Below are 3,064 nucleotides of genomic sequence, written 5' to 3'. Positions count from 1 at the left end.
GAATAATCCGCTGAGTTATACGGATCCAAGTGGGTATTTGTTTAATAAAATATTTAAGAAATTAAATAAAGCACTTGGAGATTTTGCGCCAGTATTTGGAATAGGTTTGATGTTTATTCCTGGTATGCAGGCTTGGGCTGCTAAAAGTATATGGCATGCTGCGGCTGTAGGATTTGGTATAGGAGGTGTCTCTACTGGTAGTTTGAAGGGAGCCATTATTGGTGGGCTCAGTGGAGCCGCGTTCTATCAAGTAGGTTCACATTTTAATACTAAATTTAAAGGTGTCGACTTTGGAAAACTAGATTTAGCACAGCAACTTGAGTGGGCAGGCAGTCATGCATTAGTTGGTGGTATTACTTCAGTTGCATCTGGTGGAAAATTTGGTCATGGATTTGTATCAGCAGGCTTTACCAAAATGGCAATGGGTAATGCTGGGTTTAATATGGACAATATTGAGCCCGAGGCGATTGCTGGTCGAACAATTGTTGCTGCTTTAATTGGAGGTACGGCGAGCTCTCTTACTGGCGGAAAGTTTGCAAATGGCGCGACTACAGCAGCAATGGCGCAACTATTGAATGCAGAAACTACGAACTATAGGAAAAAAATAGCTGGATGGAGGGATGCTGAGAGGGCTGTTAGTAGCCGACTTAGAGATGATGGGTGGACTATTGTTAAAAGGAGAGTATCGGGTAAATATGATGGTGATTGGTATATCCGAGGTAGGGAGTATGATGTTGTAGCATATAAGGATATAAATGGTGTTAGGAACTGGAAGTTGGTTGAGGTAAAATTTGTTCGTTACCGAAACTATAGTGTTTCAATGTCCCCAGCAGCCAAAAAAGCTATGAGCTATCGTGGCGCTTATCAAGCGTTTACGACTTCTCGACAAGTTCATTTCGACATGAATGCATCGGATATGACTCTAATAGGGAAAGGATTACCAAATGGAGCAGTTCATCTAACTCCCGGTGAGTACAGCATAAGTTGGGAGTTCGTAAAGCCAAACCGAACAGGCCTTAGTATAGGGGTTGATGAAAGCAAACAGTTTACAAATGCGATATTGGAGTTAACAGGTGGCTAGTTTCTTAGAACAGTTATTACATTCTGGGTTTTGTTTTAAAGACAAAAAAAAAGAGGTGTTAAATAAAGAGCTTTTCCCGGGCTTTATTTGGGAAATAAGTTTGGAAGATGACACCTGGGAAGAGCTGTATGAAGTTGGGTTTTGTATATGGAGCCCATTGTTTGGAAAGCTAATGACAATATTATTTACTGAGCATAAGACATTAGCTAATGAGTATCATCGCAGGGCATTGATCGATGATAACAAAGGATGCATCAGCTTTAGTAGTGTAGCATGGGAAGAAGCGCCTACAGGTCAAATGGAGCTTTATTCTGCTGCTACATATCTTAGTTTGAATGAATTTTTAACTAAGTTAGAGTCAGCCAAAGAAGCAAAAGATATATATTCTTTGATCTATGAATATCCTATGTCAAAATTTGCTCCGCCTTCAGAGTTACTTTGGGTGTATCTATACCTACTCAAAGAGATGGGCTTAAGCAATTTGGAAATACTTGATAAACTTGCAAGCGAGCAAGAAAACTTTCCGGCCAAAACTCTTAAGCCAGTTGACTTAACGTTATTGGAGGCATTTGAGGTGTCTTATAACAAAGCCCGTGGGCAGTGATAAAGGAGTTTTAACTTTGAGAAAAAGTTATATATGTTTAATTGTTTTTTTAATCACTGCGATGCAGTTAAAAGGAGCTAATATGGGCTCAATTGAAAAAGTAGTCAACGATTTACCCATGATAATTCACGCTGATATCTATGACGAGGATAGTGAGATTAATTATGGTAATTTTATTAGTTGCATTGCAAATAAGGCTGCAATAAAACTTTCTCGTCAAGATTTTGAAGAATTTGCGGAGGAGCTAAATAATTTTTCTACTAAAGCAGAGAAAGCAATGAGTGATGTAGAAGAAATGCTAAAAAATGGTCCACCACAACCGTCAGGTAAGTTAGTCGCATATATTGAAGCATTGCAACCGGTAATTGAAGAATGTGAAGAAGCTCATAATATAAGGGCAGAGTTTTAATTTGAAGAAATAAAAGACACCAATCCAAAGCCCCAGTACTTGCTGGGGCTTTTTCATGTTTGGTCACATACTGCTGGGAATTTCACTTTTGTTATTTGTGCAAAATAAACGATACCCACTTTAAGTTATAGAGTTTTTGGACCTACTCAAGTGGAATTATTTACAGTTCCAATACCTGGATTATAGTTATGAATGAAAATAAAACTAAACAAGAACTTGCTGAAATAGAGGCTGTGTTAAAAGCTTATGGCTTGAAAAGAGTCCTAAATGAAAAAGGTCACCGAGTTTTTAGTTTACATGGTGCAGGGAACATATCGATTGCTGTTGATCTTAATTGGGATAAATGTGGAGATACGCCGTTAGTTTCTATAGGTATCGTAGATAATGACGTCGCACAGGCAATGAATATTCTTACAGGCATTCCAATAAAACTTGTGCAAAATCGATTGTCTTTTGGGATCGCTTGCCAAGCATCATCCATTAATGGAGGTAAATTTGGTGTTACTGAAGATTTGCAAGAAACTATAACAAGGCTTAAGTCTTGGTTAGCTTATATTAAGAGCAATAGTGAGAGTATAGTTAATGACTATATTCATTCTGTAGAGCTCTATAAATTGCCAACATTTTTCACTGATTGCGTCTTATCATTTGGAGATCGTGATACATATTGGCTCACAGCGGGTTTGTATTTAATTAACTTAAAAAGAAAATCGCTAACAATACTCTAACTGCGCCTTCTTTTGAAGATACGCTTCATTCGGCAAAAGAAAATGGCTATGACATAGAGTCAAATTATGAATTAGGCTTAATTAAGAGTTTTGTTTGCAAGAATGTTTAAGGTCAACATATAAAATCACTGAATCCAAAGCCACAGCACTTGCTGGGGCTTTTTCATGTTTGGTCGCGTTTCGCCGATTTTTTGGTCACGCCTATTTGACCTGTGTGGTCGCATCTATCGACTTTCTGGTCC

4 protein-coding genes are annotated in these 3,064 nt (G+C 38.2%); all 4 read left to right on the top strand.

Going from position 1 to position 3,064, the window contains the following annotated elements; all coding sequences use genetic code 11:
* Positions 1-1,081 (top strand): hypothetical protein (locus N475_RS25710; protein WP_211270593.1); only part of this gene is annotated, 1,081 nt, incomplete at its 5' end.
* On the top strand, positions 1,074-1,685 hold the full coding sequence (locus N475_RS02675; protein ID WP_063359302.1) for a hypothetical protein: 612 nt from the start codon (positions 1,074-1,076) through the stop codon (positions 1,683-1,685). The genes N475_RS25710 and N475_RS02675, both read left to right, overlap by 8 nt.
* A gap of 16 nt (positions 1,686-1,701) precedes the next feature.
* A complete protein-coding gene (locus tag N475_RS02670) occupies positions 1,702-2,094 on the top strand; it encodes a hypothetical protein (protein ID WP_155731006.1) in 393 nt (130 codons plus the stop codon).
* Positions 2,095-2,282: 188 nt separating this feature from the next.
* Positions 2,283-2,822 carry a hypothetical protein gene (locus N475_RS02665; protein ID WP_063359304.1) on the top strand — a complete coding sequence of 180 codons (540 nt, stop codon included), beginning with the start codon at positions 2,283-2,285 and terminating at the stop codon, positions 2,820-2,822.
* Positions 2,823-3,064 lie beyond the last annotated feature (242 nt).

The sequence above is a fragment of the Pseudoalteromonas luteoviolacea DSM 6061 genome (genome assembly GCF_001625655.1).
Classification (GTDB): Bacteria; Pseudomonadota; Gammaproteobacteria; order Enterobacterales; family Alteromonadaceae; genus Pseudoalteromonas; species Pseudoalteromonas luteoviolacea.
This window is presented reverse-complemented; position numbering and strand designations above follow the sequence as displayed.